At 35.1% G+C, this 16,835-nt stretch carries 17 protein-coding genes; 12 read left to right on the plus strand and 5 right to left on the minus strand.

Going from position 1 to position 16,835, the window contains the following annotated elements:
* Window positions 1-49 precede the first annotated feature (49 nt).
* The 3 genes from D5J18_RS00105 to D5J18_RS00115 are packed head-to-tail and all read left to right on the plus strand — an operon-like array spanning window position 50 to window position 2,075.
* Window positions 50-1,294, plus strand: coding sequence for a peptidase U32 family protein (locus tag D5J18_RS00105; protein ID WP_119056989.1), 1,245 nt, complete (start codon window positions 50-52; stop codon window positions 1,292-1,294).
* On the plus strand, window positions 1,291-1,521 hold the full coding sequence (locus tag D5J18_RS00110) for a ferredoxin (protein WP_119056990.1): 231 nt from the start codon (window positions 1,291-1,293) through the stop codon (window positions 1,519-1,521). Before D5J18_RS00105 ends, D5J18_RS00110 begins: the two co-directional genes overlap by 4 nt.
* Window positions 1,521-2,075 carry a 5-formyltetrahydrofolate cyclo-ligase gene (locus D5J18_RS00115; RefSeq protein WP_119056991.1) on the plus strand — a complete coding sequence of 185 codons (555 nt, stop codon included), beginning with the start codon at window positions 1,521-1,523 and terminating at the stop codon, window positions 2,073-2,075. The genes D5J18_RS00110 and D5J18_RS00115 overlap by 1 nt, the downstream gene beginning before the upstream one ends.
* Before the next feature lie 93 nt (window positions 2,076-2,168).
* Here the strand turns inward: D5J18_RS00115 and D5J18_RS00120 are convergent, their stop codons facing one another.
* Window positions 2,169-3,614, minus strand: coding sequence for an OmpA family protein (locus D5J18_RS00120; protein WP_119056992.1), 1,446 nt, complete (start codon window positions 3,612-3,614; stop codon window positions 2,169-2,171).
* Window positions 3,615-3,714: 100 nt separating this feature from the next.
* A complete protein-coding gene (gene folK, locus D5J18_RS00125; protein WP_119056993.1) occupies window positions 3,715-4,125 on the minus strand; it encodes a 2-amino-4-hydroxy-6-hydroxymethyldihydropteridine diphosphokinase in 411 nt (136 codons plus the stop codon).
* A 24-nt stretch (window positions 4,126-4,149) separates the two neighbouring features.
* Between folK and sppA the strand changes: the two genes are divergently transcribed.
* On the plus strand, window positions 4,150-5,895 hold the full coding sequence (gene sppA / locus D5J18_RS00130) for a signal peptide peptidase SppA (RefSeq protein ID WP_119056994.1): 1,746 nt from the start codon (window positions 4,150-4,152) through the stop codon (window positions 5,893-5,895).
* A 55-nt stretch (window positions 5,896-5,950) separates the two neighbouring features.
* Here sppA and D5J18_RS00135 read toward each other — a convergent pair whose 3' ends face one another.
* From D5J18_RS00135 to D5J18_RS00145, 3 genes are all read right to left on the minus strand, one after another.
* Window positions 5,951-6,793: a pseudouridine synthase gene (locus D5J18_RS00135; RefSeq protein ID WP_119056995.1), complete on the minus strand. Its 843-nt coding sequence runs from the start codon at window positions 6,791-6,793 to the stop codon at window positions 5,951-5,953.
* 4 nt (window positions 6,794-6,797) lie between these two features.
* Window positions 6,798-7,718 carry a UbiA family prenyltransferase gene (locus D5J18_RS00140; RefSeq protein ID WP_119056996.1) on the minus strand — a complete coding sequence of 307 codons (921 nt, stop codon included), beginning with the start codon at window positions 7,716-7,718 and terminating at the stop codon, window positions 6,798-6,800.
* A gap of 107 nt (window positions 7,719-7,825) precedes the next feature.
* A complete protein-coding gene (locus D5J18_RS00145; RefSeq protein ID WP_119056997.1) occupies window positions 7,826-8,734 on the minus strand; it encodes a mevalonate kinase family protein in 909 nt (302 codons plus the stop codon).
* Between the two features lie 127 nt (window positions 8,735-8,861).
* On the opposite strand from D5J18_RS00145, the gene D5J18_RS00150 reads away from it, so the two are divergent.
* The 8 genes from D5J18_RS00150 (at window position 8,862) to rfbD (ending at window position 16,820) form a co-directional block, all read left to right on the plus strand.
* Complete coding sequence (locus D5J18_RS00150) at window positions 8,862-9,518, plus strand: CBS domain-containing protein (RefSeq protein ID WP_119056998.1); 657 nt, start codon at window positions 8,862-8,864, stop codon at window positions 9,516-9,518.
* Between the two features lie 2 nt (window positions 9,519-9,520).
* Complete coding sequence (locus D5J18_RS00155) at window positions 9,521-10,411, plus strand: NAD kinase (protein WP_119056999.1); 891 nt, start codon at window positions 9,521-9,523, stop codon at window positions 10,409-10,411.
* Window positions 10,412-10,563: 152 nt separating this feature from the next.
* Window positions 10,564-11,406, plus strand: coding sequence for a type IX secretion system protein PorG (gene porG, locus D5J18_RS00160; protein WP_133298080.1), 843 nt, complete (start codon window positions 10,564-10,566; stop codon window positions 11,404-11,406).
* An 8-nt stretch (window positions 11,407-11,414) separates the two neighbouring features.
* A complete protein-coding gene (gene uppS, locus D5J18_RS00165; RefSeq protein ID WP_119057023.1) occupies window positions 11,415-12,161 on the plus strand; it encodes an undecaprenyl pyrophosphate synthase in 747 nt (248 codons plus the stop codon).
* Between the two features lie 10 nt (window positions 12,162-12,171).
* Window positions 12,172-14,769 carry a BamA/OMP85 family outer membrane protein gene (locus tag D5J18_RS00170; protein WP_119057001.1) on the plus strand — a complete coding sequence of 866 codons (2,598 nt, stop codon included), beginning with the start codon at window positions 12,172-12,174 and terminating at the stop codon, window positions 14,767-14,769.
* Between the two features lie 28 nt (window positions 14,770-14,797).
* The gene (locus D5J18_RS00175) at window positions 14,798-15,313 is read left to right on the plus strand and encodes an OmpH/Skp family outer membrane protein (protein WP_119057002.1); all 516 of its coding nucleotides are present in this window, start codon (window positions 14,798-14,800) and stop codon (window positions 15,311-15,313) included.
* 17 nt (window positions 15,314-15,330) lie between these two features.
* Window positions 15,331-15,876 (plus strand): OmpH/Skp family outer membrane protein, encoded by a 546-nt coding sequence (locus D5J18_RS00180; protein ID WP_119057003.1) that lies wholly within the window; start codon window positions 15,331-15,333, stop codon window positions 15,874-15,876.
* Window positions 15,877-15,956: 80 nt separating this feature from the next.
* Window positions 15,957-16,820, plus strand: coding sequence for a dTDP-4-dehydrorhamnose reductase (gene rfbD / locus D5J18_RS00185; protein ID WP_119057004.1), 864 nt, complete (start codon window positions 15,957-15,959; stop codon window positions 16,818-16,820).
* Window positions 16,821-16,835: the final 15 nt, after the last annotated feature.

The raw sequence follows: 16,835 nt of genomic DNA on the forward strand, positions 1-16,835 counted from the left end.
TTAAATAAAGATTCAAAATCGCTAAATTTGCGTTTTAGATTAATAATTTATGACCAAAGATAATAAGATTGAACTAATGGCACCTGCTGGAAACTTCACTTCCTTGCAAGCGGCACTTGATAACGGAGCGGACTCTGTCTATTTTGGTGTGGAACAACTGAACATGCGTGCGCGAGCTTCTATCAATTTCACTTTAAATGATTTAGAAGAAATTGCTGAACGATGTAAAGCAAAAAATGTGCGAACTTATTTGACTTTGAACACCATTATTTACGATCATGATTTATCCGTCATCAAAACACTTTTAGATGCGGCGAAAAAAGCTAAAATCACTGCGGTTATCGCTATGGATCAAGCTGTGATTGCTTATGCTAGGCAAATCGGTATGGAGGTTCATATTTCTACACAAATTAATGTGACTAATATAGAAACGGTTAAATTCTACGCTTTGTTTGCAGATACGATTGTATTATCGCGTGAATTAAGTTTAAATCAGGTAAAAAGAATTACTCAACAAATTGAGAAAGAAAACATTACTGGGCCTAGTGGCAAACTTGTTGAAATTGAAATTTTTGGTCATGGGGCTTTGTGCATGGCGGTTTCTGGTAAATGCTATTTGAGCTTACATTCGCATAATTCTAGTGCTAACAGAGGGGCTTGTAAACAAAATTGCCGAAAAAAGTATACGGTGATAGACCAAGAAAGTGGTTTTGAAATTGAGCTGGATAATGAGTATATGATGTCTCCAAAAGATTTAGCTACGATTGGTTTTCTTAACCAAATCAAAGATGCTGGAGTAAAAGTTTTGAAGATTGAAGGTAGAGGACGCGCCCCAGAATATGTGGCTACGACCATCAAATGTTACCGAGAAGCCATTGACGCTTTGTATGATGGCTCATTTTCTGAAGAAAAAGTAGAAGAATGGATGTCTGAACTAGAAAAAGTTTATAACCGAGGCTTCTGGAGCGGCTATTATTTAGGGCAAAAATTAGGCGAATGGAGTGAGAATCCTGGTTCAAACGCTACACAAAAGAAGGTTTACATCGGTAAAGGGCAGCATTACTACACACAAGCAGGAATTGCTGAGTTTTTGATTGAGGCTTATGATTTAAAAATTAATGACACTATATTGATTCAAGGTCCTACTACAGGTTCCAAGGAATTGAAATTAGAATCTTTTATGGTCGATGATCAAGAGGTAAATATGGCGAAGAAAGGAGATGTTGTTACTTTCCCCATAGATTTTAGAATTCGGCTATCAGATAAATTGTATAAAATTGTTCCCAACACATGATTGTAATTACACTACAACGCGATAAATGCATTGGGTGCAACTATTGTGCTGAATTTGCTCCTGAATTTTTTAGAATGTCTAAAAAAGATGGGAAATCTGTTTTATTAAAATCAGAAAATAAAAAAGGTTTTCATACACGTAAAGAAAAAAACATGGCAGGTCTAGAAGCATGTGATAAAGCCTCTGATGCTTGCCCCGTTAATATCATCAGTGTAAAAGTTGTCTAATGAAGAAAAAAGAAGAGTTTAGAAAATATTATAAGCACAAGAGAAGTATGCTGAGTGATGAAAAAATTGATGTGTATAGCTCATCAATTGCAAAATCATTCTTAGAAAATTTCCTTGAGAAAGGGGTAGTTTTTCATGTCTTTAAAAACATGAAAAAATTCAATGAAGTTGATACTTCTTTTATCATTGAATCCTTACTCCATCTTGGTAAAACAGTTGCCTTACCCAAAATGAATAAAGATGATTTGTTATCTTGCCAAATTGAAGAAAAACAGCGTTATAAAACAAATTCTTTTGGAGTTCAAGAGCCAAATCCATGCATAGAAATAAATTCAGATAAAATTGACATCGTTATTGTTCCATTATTAATTTGTGACAAAGAAGGTTATCGTATTGGTTACGGTGGCGGTTTTTATGATCGTTTTTTGAATGATTTAAATGCTATAAAAGTTGGTATTAACTTTTTCAAGCCTTTAGAAAATGTTTCTTTCAAAGAAGAGCATGATATTTCGTTAGACTATCTTATTACCCCAGATTTATTCATTAAATTTTAAAAATTTTTAAAGCTTTAAAAATTTTTTAATTCATCAAAAAAGCTACTTCAATGAAGCAGCTTTTTTGATTAGTTTATCATTTTATTTATTCAATCATTTCAGAACAAATACTACACGTCTATTGGCGTGGTTTTTCCACTCGGGGCATTTACTTGCAGGTTTACACTCGGGAAATCTTAAATCTTCTTCTCCCATTGCTACTACATTCAATTGATTTGCGTTAACTCCTCCTTTCTCTACCAAATAAGATTTTACTGCCTCTGCTCTTCTCTGAGACAAGTTCATGTTATAAGCCTTACTTGCTCTTGCGTCTGTATGACCTATAACATCATACGTATTGTCTTTATAATATTTTAAATACTCAGCAGCTCTATCTAATAGTGGGTAGTATGATGGAGAAATCACATCTGAATCTAAAGTAAACTCAAGATTAGCAATCGCGAAGTTCAATAGAGATTCAGAATCAGCATTTGTAGGGCAACCATCATTTTCAGCAGGGCCAGCTAAAGTCACACACTTATCATATAAATCAATGATTCCATCCAAATCAGTGTCAAGTGCTCTACCTGCACCGTCTACACGTGCACCAGCAGGTGTGTCAAGTTCTCTATCCCAATCATCACATACGCCATCATCATCTTTATCACCTTGTGCACAAACGACTAGCATATCTTGTAAATCTTGTGGGGAATGGCCAGGATAAATGTCAGCTAAAGGATCTGCCCATGCTAAGTGCTCGTAGTGCTTACCTATTTTCCAAATTAAACCAAGATTGAAGACAAACATTCCATCTTCTTTTCTTTCGTTAACCTCAGATAATCCAGGAACAGAAGTAGACCCATCAAATTCCTCATCACCAGTATAGTAATACATTGCTTTTAGCTCGGCATCAATACTTTGATTGATTTTATAGCGGAGACCTCCTCCCCCAACGATTCCTAAAGAACCAGAACCCATATTTGTTCCAGTTTTTTTATTTATTCTTTGGTTACTTTTAGGCGAAATATTAGTGTCATAACCAAAAGTCGCCAAACCTCCGTACCCATGAAGCGCCCATGCATATCTTGATTTATTATCTACTCTTCTCAATAAATTACTAAAGTTAATATCACCAATCAATGATAAAACACGGTATTGTACATCACCTTCATATCCACCCAATGCAGGAGTTTGAAGACCAGCCTTACCATAGTTAAATTGAAGCCCTAAACCAAATGCATGGGTGATTTGTTTAGTCAAAACTGCTTGCAAATCATAGCCCCACTTCATTCCTTCGCCACTCACAGAACTATTCAAATCAGAACCCTGCACCATTGGCACACCAGCATAAATAGCTAAAGTCCAATCTTTAAATTTCTTCTGTTCTGAGGTGAAGTTTACATAATTTTGATTCATCCCGTAGTAGTTGTTTTCCCATTCTTGTTGATCTAAAGAGATAGGCTCAGAATTAACTACTACTACTTCCGTATTCTCTTGTGCTGTTAGCACAGGAAAACTTAATGCTAACGAAAGCATAGTAAATAATTTAAGTTGCTTCATAAGTTTAATTTAATCAGTTATTGTTGCAAATTTATAATTTACTCCTTTAAATACAAATATTTAAATTTAATAATCGTTGATTATCTTCATAATTTAACTTTTACTCGCACAAAATTTCTTTCACAAACGGCCTCTCTTCCACTTGAGGGTGCGGCAAAACCAACAAATCAGACCAGATCTTTATCTGCTCAAATTTCAAAATATCCAAATCAATAATTCTAGAGCAATACTTCTCACCAAATTTAGGCTCAGTGTAAACGCGCCCCATTGATTTCTCAATTTTTTTTAAAGCCTTTAATAATTTAACGGGGCCCAGCGCTGTTTTTATTCGTATAATTTGATTGAGAAACAAATCCTCACTAGTAAACCCCACGGGTTCTGTCTCTAGAATTTTACTCTCAAAAAAGATTTCACCGATTTTATCTGCTATATTTTCTCTAGCAAATTTTAAGTTCTCTTCCCGATTATTTAAATTTGTACCCAATAACAGCTCAGCATTCCATAATTTCATGCTGCTAATTTATAAATTTTTAAAATGAAAACATTTTTAGGCAGAGTCATAGCTGTCGTCGTAGGGATTTTCCTGTTCATTTACCTTTGCTTTCTATTACTCACTGCTCTAGGAAGTTTCTTGGGCGATGAAGAAAAAATAAGCCTTAAAAAAAATAGTATCTTGCACATTCAGCTCGATGATTCTATTTTAGAAAGCCCTTTTGAGGCAGATTTTTTTTCGTTTAACCTAAAACAAACTAAGAACATTTATCTTTATAACATTTTAAAAGAAATTAAAAATGCTGCTGATGATGAAAATATAAAAGGAGTTTTCTTGGATTTAGAATTCCCTAGCCAAACTTCTATAAATAAAATTAGTGAAATCAGAAAAGCCTTGGCTGATTTCAAAACATCAGGAAAATTCATATATGCTTACACCAATCGTACCGACCAAAATGATTTCTTCTTGGCAAGCTTAGCTGACAGCATTTTTCATCATCCCATGGGAAGCATCGAGTGGAAAGGCCTAGGGAGCGAAGTTACCTTCTATAAAAATTTAGGTGACAAATACGGAATCGAATTTGAAATCATCCGCCACGGGAAATATAAATCTGCAGTAGAACCATTCATCCGCACCGATTTATCTGAAGAAAATAAATTCCAAATGAAAACTCTACTCACAAACTTTTGGGAAGCATTAGTCTCTAAAGTTTCTGAAAGTAGAAAAGTTTCCCCAGAAGAACTACACCAAGCGGCCAACCAATTAGCTGGGCTAAATGCAGAAGAAGCCAAAAGTGCAAAATTAATTGACGTTTTAGCTCAAAAAGAGGAAGTTTATTCTTTTTTAAAGCAAAAATTAGACACAGATGAAGATTTAAAAGAAAATCATTTTATCAATTGGGTTGACTATGCTTCGACAAAAAAAGAAAAATACAGTAGCCAAAAAATTGCCATTCTCTACGCTGGTGGCAACATTTTGCCTGGCGAAGGCTCTACAGGAATTCAGTCCAGAACTTACCTAGACGCCATTCAAGCTATTGAAAAAAATGATGCAGTGAAAGCCGTAGTCCTGAGAATTAACTCAGGCGGTGGAGATGCCGTTACTTCAGATGAAATACTTTTTCAATTAAAAAAACTACACACCAAAATCCCTATCATAGTTTCCATTGGTGACGTAGCAGCTTCGGGCGGATACTACATCGCTCAAAGCTCTGACAGGATTTTTGCCGAAGATTTTAGCATCACTGGCTCCATCGGCGTTTTTGGAATCATCCCCAATTTCAAAGACCTAGCAAATTCCGTTGGGATAACGACTGACACCGTAAGCACCAATGCTAATACCATTTACTATTCACCACTGCGTGGGTTAACGCCCTTTGCCAAAGAAAAATTAAGGCAAAGCGTGGAGAAAACCTACGACCGATTTACGGAAATCGTAGCAAAAGGCAGAAAACTACCAATAGCTCAAGTTGACTCCCTTGGTGGCGGAAGAGTTTACACAGCGAGCGAAGCTTTGCAAGAGAACTTAGTTGATGAATTAGGTGGTATAGATAAAGCCATCAGCTTTGCAGCCCAAAAAGCAGAAATCAAAGATTTTGAAATCGTTCATTACCCCAAACGAGCCGATAATCTTGAGTCGCTAATAAAGGAGCTTAATCTCTCCACACAAATTGCTGAGCAAATCATCGGGACTCAGAATACTGCATTGCTACAGCAATACATTCAAATCCGTAGTTTACAGAAAATGAAAGGAATACAAATGTGGTGGCCTTACCAAGTTCATTTCTAATAAGAAATTTTTAAAGGCTTAAAAAAATATAATTTTTTTAAGCCTTTAAAAATTCTCACATCATTTTAAGGAAATTAATCTCATCTCTTTCAAGTATTCGCCAGTCGCCTCTTTTCAGATTCTTTTTCGTCAACCCAGCAAAAGATACGCGATCCAAATGCTCAATTTTGTAGCCCAATTTCTCAAAAATTCTTCTCACCACACGATTCCACCCGATGTGAATTTCCACACCAACTTCATTGTGAGCTTTCCCTTCAATAAATGAAATCTTATCCACTTTAGCTACCCCCTCTTCCATTCGGATTCCATCCATAATTTTTTGCAGATCTTCACCGTGCAAAGATTTATCTAATACAACATGATAAATTTTCCTTACCTGATGGCTGGGGTGCGTTAATTTCTTGGTCAAATCGCCATCATTTGTGAACAGTAAAACTCCTGTTGTCTGCCTATCTAGCCGCCCAACAGGGAAAATTCGTGCGGATGTAGCATTTGCAATTAAATCCATTACTGTTTTCCTGTCTCGCTCATCACTGGTTGTCGTGATAAAGTTTTTAGGTTTATTTAGTAATACATAAACCTTCTTTTCGGGCGTGAGCAGCTCTCCATCATAGCGAACTTCATCATCAGGTTTTACTTTATAGCCCATTTCGGTAATCATCATCCCGTTAACTTCTACTGCTCCAGTTTTTATTAATTCATCTGCTTCTCTCCTACTGCATACCCCGGCATTAGCAATGAATTTATTTAGTCTCATTAAATCATCATTGGGTTTTTTATCTGCCTTTTGGGGTTTGGGTTTATTAAACTTTTTAGAAAAATTTGGTTTTCTATTTTTATTCCCACCAAAATTCTTTTGGGTTCTTTTATTTCTATTGTCGTCTGATTTTCTTCTCATTTAATTAATTGATAATAAAGAATTTTTGCAAATCTAATGGATTTATTTTTATCCATGCAATACTAATTACTCCTATGCCCAACAAAGTTTTAATAGCGTATTGATAGAGTAGGTACTCGACCTTTGAATGAATGAACCATATAATGATGCTTAAAAAAAATAAGGCTACCGCCATCAGCAGAAAATAAAGCCGCATGTGCCCCAATTTTTCTATATTTTGCATGAAGATCCCGAGCGAGATGATTATCATTATAAATATTGAAATTACAATTTTTGATGTTTGGGTTCCATAAACAGTTACTAAAGTTTTGTAATTATAAATTAAATCTGCTTTTTGCGTCAACAAATCTTTACTTAAATCAGCTATTAGCAAGAGTCCTCCCAAGAAAAATCCATGCAAGAAAATCACAGGTGCATGGTTGTTGTAATATAAAAGCAATGCCAAAAAGGGAAAGAGCGATAAAATGGTGTGAGATATGTTGTTAAGAAAAACTATTTTTGAGAGTTTGTGACTATAAAACCAAACCAAAACTTGATATACGACAAAAAATAATGCTACACGCCAACTAGCTATGAGCGCCGTAAGCAGGGCCAAAAAATTAAGCAAAAGGTAAACATTTAGCTTAAATTCTTGACTCACAAATCGGCTGATGTAGGTCATCACTGGTCTGCCTAATCTGTCTTTTTGAGCGTCATAGAAATTGTTAATAATATAGCCTGCAGCCACCGTTAGTGCGGAAGCTAAAATAATCAAGTGAATTTTATTGGATTTAACGAAGTCAAATAGTGTCGTGTCTGAAGAAAAAATAAAATATGCCGTAAAATACATCGCCAAAATCAGCATTAGAATATTGTAACCCCTCACCACCGTGAAAAGTGCAAATAGCTTCCAGCCTATTTTGTTTTTAAAATTTTTATTTAACATTAATAGTCTGTTTAAATTTTAATGGGATCTATTTTTTATGACATTTACCTTACATCTTATTTTAAATTTTCTAAATAAAAAAGTTTTACTTAGGTTCTAAATAGATTCTAAAAACGATAAACAGTCTCTAACTCAAAATCAGACAGCATTTCCTGTGCTTTCTCAAAATCCTTTGTAAATCCTAAAACATAGCCGCCCCCGCCCGAGCCACAAAGCTTCAAATAATAATCATTGGTTTTGATGCCATTCTCCCAAGCAGAGATGATTTTAGCGGGAATCATGGGTTTTAAGTTTACCAAAGCCCAAGTTGATAAATTTTTCAAGTTTTGGAAAAGCGGCTCTTTTTTCCCTTTCACAAAAGCATCTATACACGCATTATTATACTTATTAAATTCCTTGTGCAGGGTTTTACGAAAACCTTCTTGCTTTAATTTCTCAAAAAATATTTGCACCATAGGACCAGTTTCGCCTGGTGCACCGCTGTTAATTAAAAAAACAGCTCCTTTCCCGTTGCCTTTTGGGATGCTGATGGTATCTATATCTTCTTTTGAATTAATGAGCAAAGGAATATTGAGATAGCAAATCAACGGGTCGATTCCTGAGCTTCTCCCATGAAAATAAGATTCCATATGCCCAAATTTCTCTTTCAGCTTAGAGATACTTTCTTTGTTCAACTGGTTTTTATCAATTCTATGTACTGCATAACGATCATACACGGCAGCTACCAAAGCGCCAGAGCTTCCAACACCATAGCCTTGGGGAATATCAGAATCGAAATACATTCCTTTTTTTAAATCTCCCCAAAGACTTAGAAAATCAAATTCCTCAGGCATATTTTGCTCCAAATATTCAGCATATTTTACAATATCCTTGTGAGATTTGGATTGAAAGTTCGCCTCATCAAACTTCAGACTCCCTTTGTAGAAATCAAAAGGAATAGTCAAACCTTTTGCATTTTCTATAATGCCGTATTCCCCAAAGAGTAAAATTTTAGCAAAAAAAGAAGGTATCTTCATTCATCGGTTATAAACAATGCAAATTTAAGTATTTTAATTGAATAAATATTATGCTAAAATTTGTTTTAAATATTCTCCCGCTAGCAGACTTCTCACCTATTTTTGTAACTTCGCCACAAATATTTCTATGACGATAGCGCATTTTTTAATCAATGATTTAAAACCCATTGGCTTCGATACTGAACCTACGGAAGCACTGAATTTAATGGAAGAATTTCGTTTTTCGCACTTCCCGGTTTTAAACGAAAACCAAACTTGGGCAGGAAATATTTCGTACGATCAGTTGATTTCTGAATTCAATATCTCGAAACGCATTACGCCTGATTTATTGGAAGATTTCTATGCAACTGAAGAAGATTTTTTCTTAGCTTGTATCTCAAAGTTTGGAAACTTCAGGGCCAACTTTATTCCTGTCATCAATCATCAAAATAAATATTTAGGCTACGTGACTTTAGAGGATTTAATGGCAGAAATGGCAAAACACCCATTCTATGCAGAGCCTTTCACTTGGCTGAGCGTGAAAAATAATACGGTGAAGTTTGCCATGAGCGAGATAAGCAAAATTCTGGAGTCTAATAATGCTAAAACTTTTGGCATTGCGATTCAATATCAGAACGAGATCCATACCTCTGCTTACATAAAACTTCAAGTTGAGCACATTGATTCCTTGATTCAAACGTTTGAACGCTTTGGCTACGTGGTAGAAATTTATAAAAAAGAGGGTGAGCACTACGATTTGCTCAACGACAGATTTGGTAATTTACTAAAATACATGGAATTGTGACAATGAGAGTAGCATTGTTTGGACGAAAAACCAGCTCAAGTGATTTGAATGATTTTTTCCCTGAATTTTTTAATTTTTTAAGGCTTAAAAAAATTGAAATTCAAGTGGAAGAAAAATTTTTTAAAGCTTTGAAAAAAATTAAGAACATCTCTACCGAAGGCTGTTCTACCTTTACGAGTCATGAAGATTTGTGGGGTGATTTAGATTTATTTTTCACCTTTGGCGGAGATGGGACTATCTTAAATGCCGTGAATTTTGTGCGGGAGGCGAGAGTACCAATCGTGGGCATCAATACTGGGCGACTGGGTTTTTTGGCTTCTATCAATAAATCCGAAATCATGGAAAACATTGATGACATCTTGGCTAAAAATTTCAAACTAAGTCAGCGGTCACTTTTGTGCGTAGAGTCTGAAGATTTAGAGGAACCTTTTAAAATCGCTCTGAATGAAATTTCAGTCTTGAGGAAAGAGACCACTAGCATGATTACTATCGATACGTATGTGGATGATGTTTTTCTAAACTCTTACTGGGCTGATGGTTTAATTATCGCTACACCTACAGGTTCTACGGGCTATTCACTGAGTTGCAATGGACCTATCATCACACCAACGACAGAAAATTTTGTCATCACACCAATTGCACCTCATCACCTAAATGTTCGTCCGCTAATTATTTCTGATAAATCAAAAATTAGCTTAGAAGTTCACAGCCGCGTCCCAGAATTTTCTTTCTCGCTAGACTCAAGATTGAATTCAATGCCTGTGGATAAAAAAATTACGATAAGAAAAGCCGATTTCCCTATTTTCTTAGTTGATTTAAACAATAAAAATTACTTGGAAACCTTACGGAAAAAACTTTTTTGGGGCAAAGATTCGAGAAATCAACCACAATAATTTCTTCTATTTTTTTTAAGCCTTGAAAAATAAGGTTTAATAATTTTTGTTAATAGATAGGGAGAGGGAATCAAAATTTATATATTTGTGCATTGTTAAAAAAAATAGATTATTTAAGGGCTAAATTTAACTTATACTTTTCAAATCAAAGTATGAAGAAATTATTTTTGTCTATGCTTATCAGCTTCAGTTTCTCTCTACAGGCTCAGAAACACGAAATAGGTGGTTTCTTAGGGGCAACTAATTTAATTAGTGATATCGGAAGAACTGATTATATCAACCCTTTCCCCAAGGAGATGAGTGACGGGTATTCTATCCCCATTGCTGTGGGTTTATTGTATCGATTGAATTACAATCCTCAGCACACTTTGCGTTTTAGCCTAGGATATTATAACGAAGCTTATAATGATAAAGCCGCAATAGAAGATTACAGATACCAGCGAGGCTATCAGTTTAGAAACTCCATCATAGAAGCTGCAGCAGTTTTTGAATATAATTTTTTTCCCATCAATAGCGAGCAAGAAAGAGCTTACTCTCCTTATATCTTTGGTGGAATTGGTGGTTTTTTATCAAACACACCTGTTGTAAATGTTTATCATCAATTTCAAAGAGATGCCTTGGGAATGCCAATCAAAGGAGGAATACCTTTTGACTCTTCAATAGAATACGAGACAAAGAAAAATATTGGTTTTTCTTTGCCGATTGGTTTAGGTTTTAAATATAAATTTGGTTGGAACTGGGTTGTTTCAGCTGAAGTTGGATTTAGACCCACCTTTAATGATAATTTAGATTTAAGTTCTCCAAAAGATGGAAATTATCATTTTTTTGTAGAAAATGATTTGCTAAAATTTTATGCCGAAAATGATGTTATTTCTAGAAATAATGAAATATTAGAAAACACAAAAATTGGCAATCCTTCTACAAACGATTGGTATGTGTTTTCGGGATTAACTTTAACTTACGCTTTTGGGCGGCCGCCATGTTTTTGTGATTAATGAAAAGAATGTCTGCAACTTTAAAAAATAAAATAAATTTAGCTCGAGTCCCTCAGCATCTTGCCATCATCATGGATGGGAATGGGCGATGGGCTAAAAAAAAGGGAATGCTGAGAACCTTTGGTCATCAAAATGCCATCAAGGCAGTGCGTTCTGCCATAGAAGGATGTAATGAGCTAAACATCCCCTACCTTACGCTATATGCTTTCTCATCAGAGAATTGGAAACGCCCCACTGAAGAAGTCAATTTCTTGATGAATTTACTCTTTAAAACTTTGACTAAAGAGCTTCATACTTTCCAAGAAAACAACATCCGATTACGCACTATTGGCTCAACGCAACTTTTGCCTGCACAGGCACAAGCTGAATTGAATAAAGTTATAGATGCGACTAAAAATAATACAAAAGCAACATTGACTCTGGCTTTGAGCTATGGCTCTCAAGATGAAATCATAGATGCCGTTAAGAAAATTTGCAAAGAAGTTGTTGGTAACCAAAAAAGCATTGAAAGTATTTCGCCAGAAGATTTCAGAAATTATCTATACACGACAGAATTGCCTGATGTAGATTTAATGATTCGTACAAGTGGGGAATTGAGAATCAGCAATTTCTTGCTGTGGCAAAGTGCTTACGCTGAATTGCACTTTACCAAAGTGCTTTGGCCAGATTTTAGAAAAAAAGATTTATTTAAAGCTGTGATTGATTATCAGAGCCGCGAGAGAAGGTTTGGAAAAACCGGTGAACAGTTAGTTTAATGAAATTTTTATGAAAAGAAACTTATTTATTTTTTTATTTTCAATTTTCAGCTTGTTACAAGCTCAGGTAGATAGTTTGGTGACCGATAGCACTAAATTATCATTGGATTTGGAAAAATTACAAACTGATGGGAATAATTTTAATCCTCAAGTCAAACCTCAAAATCATTTTTTGCCACTGAGCGGCAGATATGTCTTGGGCGGCATCGAAATTGTAGGCGGGGTACCCTATACATCCAAACAAATTTTAAATTTCACTGGTCTGCAAATCGGTGAAAGTATAGATTTGAGAGGAAATGAACTGAATAATGCCATAAAAAAACTATGGAAAACCTCTCGTTTTTCTGAAGTTGAAGTTTATTTGAACAAGGTAGAAGAAGGAAAAGCTTATCTTATCTTCAATTTAGAAGGCGTTCCATCTATTCACAAAGTTGAATTTATTGGCGTAAAAAAATCAGCTCAAGAAGATTTTGTGAAAAACAATGAATTGAAACCTGGAGTCAAAATCACTCAAAATCTACTAAATCAAACTCGACTCAATATCAAAAAACATTATACCGAAAAGGGATACCCTGACGCCATAGTCAACATCTCTCATACCCCTGCCGAGGGACGTGATTATACTGATATATTGACAATAAATGTGGATAGAGGAAAAAGGATAAAAATTCAAGATATTATTTTTGAAGGAAATCAAGTTTTTAGTGATTCTAAACTAAGAAGGAAAGCACTAAAAGAAACCAAAAGAAAAGGAATCCTAAGAAAGTATATCTTTCAAATCTTTAAAGGCTCTAAATTAATTCCTGAAAAATATGAAGAAGATTTGGGCAATTTGATTGAGTTCTACAAGAGTTACGGTTATCGTGATGCAAAAGTGGTTTGGGACAGTATTTCTAGAACAGAAAACAATGATTATTTGATTGAAATTGGTTTGGATGAAGGAAACCAATATTACCTCGGCAATGTAAACTTTATTGGAAATTCCGTTTATGATACCGAACTTCTAAACCGAATTTTTGGCTACAAAAAGGGCGACCCCTACGATGCAGTAGGCATTGAAAAAAAACTAAGCTCTGGAGATAGAGATGACAACGTAATTACACTCTACCAAGACAATGGCTATTTATTTTCTCGTGTGATTCCTGTAGAGAAATCAGTTGTGAATGATACGATTAATCTAGATATCATCATTCAAGAAGGTTCACAAGCCCGCTGGAATTATGTAACCTTTGATGGGAATACGCAAACACACGACCATGTAATTGCACGAGAAATTTATACCAAACCAGGTGAATTGTTTAGTAAAACTGACTTGAAAAGAACCTACATCAATCTTGGGCAGCTAGGCTACTTTGACCCTCAACAAATCACCTATGATATACAACCCAACCAAGAAAGCAACACCGTAGATGTAAAATGGGGATTAACGCCACAAAGTTCCAGCCAAGTGGAATTACAAGGTGGCTATGGCGGCGGAAGATTTATTGGGACTTTAGGACTAAGCTTTAAAAATTTCTCTCTAAAGAATTTACTCAAAGGAAAACATTGGAAACCCGTACCCCTAGGCGATGGGCAAACTTTGTCATTACGTGCACAGGCAGGTAGCTACTTCTCCAACTTCAGTTTCTCATTTATAGAACCATGGATTGGTGGAAGCCGACCTACAGCATTGAGTATCTCTATTTATAACTCAAATTATAAAAATTTATACCAAAATGATGAATCTCGACTTACCATATGGGGGGCATCATTGGGATTGAACAAGCTTTTAACTTGGCCCGATAATTATTTCCGTCTAAGTAATTCAGTTTCTTATCAGCGTTACGATTTCAAAAATTATGGGTATAATATTGGATCAATTCGTTACCGAGATGGCCAAGCAAATAATTTAGCTTATCAAATAGGGCTCAGCCGCCAATCAACAGGCGACCCCATATTCCCAAAAAGTGGTTCAGATTTTAATGTAAGTTTAAAGCTAACTCCTCCTTATTCATTATTAAATAATAAAGATTATAAAAAATTAAAAGAGGAAGGAAATTTTGAAAGCCTTTATAAATGGTTGGAATATTATAAAGTACAATTTAGCGGGAACTGGTACAAAGAAATCATTGGTAAATTAGTTTTGAGAACAGGTGCAGAATTTGGATTTATGGGAGCCTATAATAAAACAATTGGTGTTTCCCCATTTGAGAGATTCTTCATGGGAGGTACTGGTTTGCAAGCTAACCGATTTGATGGTAGAGAAATCATCCCTTTGAGAGGTTATGAAGACTTTACCGATGGTGGTGGTGGCAAAAAGGACATCACACCGCTTGGAGGTGGAACCATTTATGATAAATTTTTACTAGAGCTTAGATACCCTATTACTATGGGGCAGCAAGCAAAAATATTTGGGCTTGGCTTCATAGAAGCTGGTAACACTTGGGACAACTCAAGTAGTTTTCAGCCATTTGAGCTAAAACGCTCAGCTGGAGTTGGTGTACGTGTATTTATGTCAGCTTTTGGTATGCTAGGATTTGACTTTGGGTATGGATTTGATCAATACCCTAACTCTGCTGGCAAACCTTCTGGTTGGCAAACACACTTTATTTTCGGGCAATCTTTATAATGGAATAAATATTGTAAGATTAAGAAAGATGAAACAAAAAATTTCTTTTGCACTAATTTTTGTCGGAATTTCTATTTTTGCACAACGGTTTGGGTATGTAGATACCGATTATGTTTTGAAAAACCTACCTGCTTACCAACAAGCACAAGATAGGTTAGATAAACAAACAGAACATTGGGAAGTCGAAATTACTCAACACCAATCTGAGCTAGATGAAATGATTAATGCATTGAATAATGAAAAAATCATTTTAAGCGAAGAAAAGATTAAGGAACGAGAAAAAGAAATCGTAGAAAAAAAGAAAAATATCGCAGATTTAGAGCAAAAAAGATATGGCCCAAAGGGAGATTTAATCAGTGCTCAGCTAAGTTTCATTAAACCTCTACAAGATCAAATTTACAATGCAGTAAATAAAGTTGCTAAACGGAGAAATTACGGCTTTGTATTTGATAAAGGTAATGGGGATTTAATTTTAATCTTCTCTGACCCCAAATATGACATCAGTGAGGAGGTTTTAAAGACACTAAAGGAAAATAATAAATAAATAGAAAATTTAATAATATGAAGAAGTTTACCTTAATTGCATTCTTATCTTTTTTCATGTTCAGCTTTGCTAATTTAAATGCACAAGCCGTAGCACATGTAAATTCAAATGACATCTTAAATGCAATGCCTGCGTTCAAAGAAGCGCAGACAAAACTAGAAGCTGAAGCTAATCGACACAAAACAGAAGTCGAGCGCCAGCAGAAAGAAATCCAAGAAATTTACACCAAAGCACAAAAGGATATAGAATCTGTCCAGAATAAGTCTGATGCAGAAAAACAAGCAATGATGCAAAAATTGCAACCTGTAGAGCAAAATTTACAGCAAAAACAACAAACTTTGGCTCAGTATCAACAAAAAGCCACACAAGATTTAGCTAAAATGGAAGGTGAATTGACTGAACCAATTTATACCAAAATAGAAAATGCCATTGCAGAAGTCGGTAAAAAGAAAAACATCAGCTATATCTTTGATTTAGCTACAGCTGCCAAAAATGGAAGTTTGGTTTACTTTCAAGGAGGTACGGATTTAACTTCAGAGGTGAAAAAACTTTTAGGCTTGTAAAAAAATTAAAATTTTAATCAATGAACCGTTCCTGTATGGAACGGTTTTTTTTATATCTTTACTTTAGTCAACAAAATTCTATGAAAAAAGTACTTGTAACTGGAGGCTATGGCCAGCTAGCCCAGTGTATCAAAGAAATTATTGATAAAAATCCATTAAAAGATTATGACTTTATTTTTAAAGATAAAGATTCCTTTGATTTATTTAATTTTGAAATTATTGAAGATTATTTCTCCACCAATAAAGTCCATGCCGTTATAAACTGTGCAGCTTACACCGCTGTAGATAAGGCTGAGGATGATATAGAAAATGCATTTAAAGTCAACGCCGATGCTGTGGGCTATTTGGCCAAAGAATGTGCTAAGCAAAATGCTATCTTTATACACATTTCTACTGATTATGTTTTTGACGGAAATGCTTCTCAAGCTTTGCAAGAAGATGATTTGACTAATCCACAAAATGTCTACGGAAAATCAAAACTAGAAGGCGAGCGTTTAGCTTTGGATTACAACCCTAGTAGTATCATCATCAGAACGGCTTGGGTTTACTCTCAATATGGTAAAAATTTTCTCAAAACCATGCTTCATCTATTTAATGAAAAGGATGAAATCAGCGTTGTTGAAGACCAATTAGGAACTCCAACCAACGCCAATGACATTGCAAAAGCTATCTTAAAAATTTTATTTTCAGAAAATAAAAAGCCTGGAATTTTCAATTTCACCAATGCTGGGCAGGCATCTTGGTTTGAATTTGCTAATGAAATAAAAAAACAAACGGGAGCTCAGATTAAAATCAACCCTATCTCAACCGCTGCTTATCCTACCCCAGCAAAAAGACCGAAATTTAGCGTTTTAGACAATCAAAAGATCATCAAAACCTACCAAGTTAAACAATCTGAGTGGAAGGATGCTTTGCATGAAGTTTTACAAAAAATTTATAATTAAATTTTTTAAGGCTTA

This window comes from Candidatus Ornithobacterium hominis, assembly GCF_900538215.1.
GTDB lineage: Bacteria > Bacteroidota > Bacteroidia > Flavobacteriales > Weeksellaceae > Ornithobacterium > Ornithobacterium hominis.

Bases quoted from the DNA above. Each gene is read 5' to 3' on its own strand.
- porG (WP_133298080.1), top strand. From the start codon at position 10,564: ATGAAGAAATTATTTTTGTCTATGCTTATCAGCTTCAGTTTCTCTCTA.
- D5J18_RS00140 (WP_119056996.1), bottom strand. From the start codon at position 7,718: ATGTTAAATAAAAATTTTAAAAACAAAATAGGCTGGAAGCTATTTGCA.
- D5J18_RS00175 (WP_119057002.1), top strand. From the start codon at position 14,798: ATGAAACAAAAAATTTCTTTTGCACTAATTTTTGTCGGAATTTCTATT.
- sppA (WP_119056994.1), top strand. From the start codon at position 4,150: ATGAAAACATTTTTAGGCAGAGTCATAGCTGTCGTCGTAGGGATTTTC.
- D5J18_RS00150 (WP_119056998.1), top strand. From the start codon at position 8,862: ATGACGATAGCGCATTTTTTAATCAATGATTTAAAACCCATTGGCTTC.
- D5J18_RS00115 (WP_119056991.1), top strand. From the start codon at position 1,521: ATGAAGAAAAAAGAAGAGTTTAGAAAATATTATAAGCACAAGAGAAGT.
- D5J18_RS00180 (WP_119057003.1), top strand. From the start codon at position 15,331: ATGAAGAAGTTTACCTTAATTGCATTCTTATCTTTTTTCATGTTCAGC.
- uppS (WP_119057023.1), top strand. From the start codon at position 11,415: ATGTCTGCAACTTTAAAAAATAAAATAAATTTAGCTCGAGTCCCTCAG.
- folK (WP_119056993.1), bottom strand. From the start codon at position 4,125: ATGAAATTATGGAATGCTGAGCTGTTATTGGGTACAAATTTAAATAAT.
- D5J18_RS00145 (WP_119056997.1), bottom strand. From the start codon at position 8,734: ATGAAGATACCTTCTTTTTTTGCTAAAATTTTACTCTTTGGGGAATAC.
- D5J18_RS00110 (WP_119056990.1), top strand. From the start codon at position 1,291: ATGATTGTAATTACACTACAACGCGATAAATGCATTGGGTGCAACTAT.
- D5J18_RS00135 (WP_119056995.1), bottom strand. From the start codon at position 6,793: ATGAGAAGAAAATCAGACGACAATAGAAATAAAAGAACCCAAAAGAAT.
- D5J18_RS00105 (WP_119056989.1), top strand. From the start codon at position 50: ATGACCAAAGATAATAAGATTGAACTAATGGCACCTGCTGGAAACTTC.
- D5J18_RS00155 (WP_119056999.1), top strand. From the start codon at position 9,521: ATGAGAGTAGCATTGTTTGGACGAAAAACCAGCTCAAGTGATTTGAAT.
- rfbD (WP_119057004.1), top strand. From the start codon at position 15,957: ATGAAAAAAGTACTTGTAACTGGAGGCTATGGCCAGCTAGCCCAGTGT.
- D5J18_RS00170 (WP_119057001.1), top strand. From the start codon at position 12,172: ATGAAAAGAAACTTATTTATTTTTTTATTTTCAATTTTCAGCTTGTTA.
- D5J18_RS00120 (WP_119056992.1), bottom strand. From the start codon at position 3,614: ATGAAGCAACTTAAATTATTTACTATGCTTTCGTTAGCATTAAGTTTT.